Origin of the sequence: Nocardia alni (assembly GCF_019038435.1) — a bacterium.
GTDB lineage: Bacteria > Actinomycetota > Actinomycetes > Mycobacteriales > Mycobacteriaceae > Nocardia > Nocardia alni.
In genome coordinates, this window is sequence record NZ_JAGPOX010000289.1 from 1 (window position 1) to 2,949 (window position 2,949).

Consider the following 2,949-nt stretch of genomic DNA (forward strand, 5'->3'; position numbering starts at 1 on the left):
GGCTACAACCATCCGGGTTGGCATGATCCCCGCGACCCCCACCGTAACGATTGGCGCTGCGACCGGCACGGGTACTGGCACAACGACCAGCATGACCGCTGGGGACATCGGGATGGCCGCTGCCACTCGTGGTGATATCGATGAGCACATGAGGTAGGGGTGGTTTCCGGGCGCATCGCTCGGAAACCACCTCTTTCCATCCGCTGGGGTGTGTCGCGGGCCCTTACATCCGGACACGGTGTGGTCGATCGCGGCGCATGCGGCAGACTTGGGGGCCGTGAGTACCCAGTTGCTGATCGGCGGTCGCATCCACAGTCCGAGTTCACCCGACGCGACGTCGATGGCGGTGACCGACGGGACCGTGGTGTGGCTGGGCGCCGAGCGACCGGGGCGGGCGCTGTATCCGGATGCGGAGATCATCGAGTTGGACGGGGCGTTCGTCGCGCCGGGATTCGTGGATCCGCACGTGCACGTGACCGGGCTGGGCTTGCAGCTGACCGGGTTGGATCTGTCCCGGGCGAATTCGCTGGAACACTGCCTGGAGTTGGTGAGGGACTACGCACGGGAGCATCCGGACGCGGTGATCATCGGGGAGGGCTGGGACGAGACCAGATGGGCGGATCCGCGCCCGCCGACCGCGGAGCTGATCGACGCCGCGGCGCCGGGCCGGGTGGTGTATCTGGTTCGCGTGGACGCGCATTCGGCGGCCGTGTCGACCGCACTGCTCGACGCCGTACCGGGTGTCACCTCGGCCGCCGGATTCACACGCGGTGAGCCGGTGCGCGCCGACGCGCATCATCTGGTGCGCGCCGAGGCGCTGAACCGCCTGGAGCGCGGCCAGCGCGACCGAGCCCGCCGCGCGGCGCTGGACCTCGCCGCGTCCCGGGGCATCGTCGCGGTGCACGAATGCGCCGGACCGCAGATCTCCGGTCGCGCCGATACGGCGGAACTGCTCGAGTTCGAGCACGGCGTCGAGGTGCGGGTGTATTGGGGGCAGGCTGTCCGCACCGCCGACGAGGCCCGCAGCCTGGTCAAGGAGTTGGGCGTGCACGGGCTCGCGGGCGATCTGTTCGTCGACGGCTCGCTGGGTTCGCACACCGCCTGGCTGCGGGCGCCGTACACCGACCACGACACGCTCGGGATCGGATATCTCGACCTCGACGCCGTCACCGCGCATATCCGCGCCTGCACCGAGGCCGGGATCCAGGCGGGATTCCACGCCATCGGCGACGCCGCGATAGGGACTGTCGCACAGGGCTTCTCGCGCGTGGCGGACGAACTGGGCGGCCCGGCGCTCGCCGCGCGGGGACACCGGGTCGACCACGCCGAGCTGATCGATGCCGAGGCGATCGACATCTTCGCGCGATACGGCGTATTGGCCAGTGTGCAACCGGGTTTCGACGCGGCCTGGGGTGGACCCGACGGCATGTACGCCGCCCGCCTCGGCGCCGAGCGCGCCGCGCTGCTGAACCCGTTCGCCGCGATGGCCTCGGCCGGAATCGGCCTGGCGATCGGCTCCGACGCCCCGGTCACCGACCCGAACCCCTGGGCCGCCATCCGCGCCGCCGCCCACCACCGCACCCCCGGACACCAGATCTCCCCGCGTGCCGCCTTCGCCGCCGCCACCCGCGGCGCATGGCGCGCCGGCGGTATTCGTGACGGCATAGCGGGCACCCTGGTCCCCGGCGCCCCCGCCTCCTACGCCCTCTGGGACGCCGCCGACCTGGTGGTCGCCGCCGCCTCGGACTCGGTCCAACGCTGGTCCACCGACCCCCGCTCCCGCGTCCCGGGCCTGCCGCCGCTCACCCCGGACACCGAACTCCCGCGCTGCCTGCGCACCGTGCACCGGGGGCAGACGATCTATGCCGCGTGAGTACGTCTCTGCCTACCGAGCCCGAGCCGCCACGACCCGACCGCCCACGAGATTGATTCTCGCTGAGCAGATCGGGGTGACCCGGCCACCTGAACATCGTGTCGCGGACGGCCGACCTCGGTGCGCTGGCGGCGGGAGCGCTGCCCACCTCGGTCGCGGCTCCTACGGCATGTGGCCTGCTCGGTTGCCCAATCGGTACAACGCCTTTCGCGGTGGGGCGGCGACCTCGAGCGACTGGATTCGGCATGCGCCGGTACGAAACGGATACGACGATGTGGAGTGACGGCCATGACGAATGATCCGATGGCGCAGGCGCCGGCCGTGCAGGGCGACCCGATATCGGATGGCGGCACCGGCCGCGAGGTCGTCGATCACAACGGTGCCGGGGTCGAACAGCCCGATTCCGAGGCAGACATGCCGCTCGAAGTTCAGAGATCCGGCGAATCCGACCTGTCGAAAGCCGCGGCAGATCAGTCGGCGGCCGCCGAGAATAATGGCGTCTCGGGCGACTCACCAAGACCGGTGGATGACGCGGCCGGACAGCGGCAGTCCGCGTCGGTCGGAGCCCAGGGGGTCAGTGGGAGCGCCGAGCCGGAGAGGGAGAACGGCAGCGCCACGGCCGACGCCTCTGGACGCGCTGACCTCGTGCCGTCGAAAGCCGCGGCAGACCAGCCGGGGTATACGGCTGCCGATGGTCATAGCGTCGCGGTCGAATTGCCCGCTGCCGCGAGTCTGGACGCGGCCGAGCAGCGGCAGTCCGTATCCGCGTCGGTCGGGGCTCCGGGGTTCGGTGGGAGCGCCGAGCCGGGGAGTGGTAGTGCTGCGGCTGATGTTTCTGGGCGCGCTGACACCGTGGACGAGGGAGCGCTTTCCGAAACGACCGGTGCCGTGGTCGGCCGGTCCGACTCCGGGGTGGACCTGCCGACCGGTGCCCAGGAGCCTCGCGAGGGTGACGAATCCGAGCGGGCGAACGCTGTGGTGGACCAGCAGGGGCACGTGGCGGCTGGGCGCGGTGGGGTTGTGGGCGACCAGCTTGCTTCCGAGGGCGCGGCGGATGCTGCTGGACAGGGCGGGAC

The 2,949-nt window shown here is 70.9% G+C and carries 2 protein-coding genes; both read left to right on the top strand.

What is annotated here, in order from left to right:
* Window positions 1-277 precede the first annotated feature (277 nt).
* On the top strand, window positions 278-1,873 hold the full coding sequence (locus tag JZ791_RS43820) for an amidohydrolase (protein WP_308163510.1): 1,596 nt from the start codon (window positions 278-280) through the stop codon (window positions 1,871-1,873).
* A gap of 288 nt (window positions 1,874-2,161) precedes the next feature.
* Window positions 2,162-2,949: hypothetical protein (locus JZ791_RS43825; RefSeq protein WP_216903850.1), on the top strand; the 788-nt coding region annotated here is incomplete at its 3' end.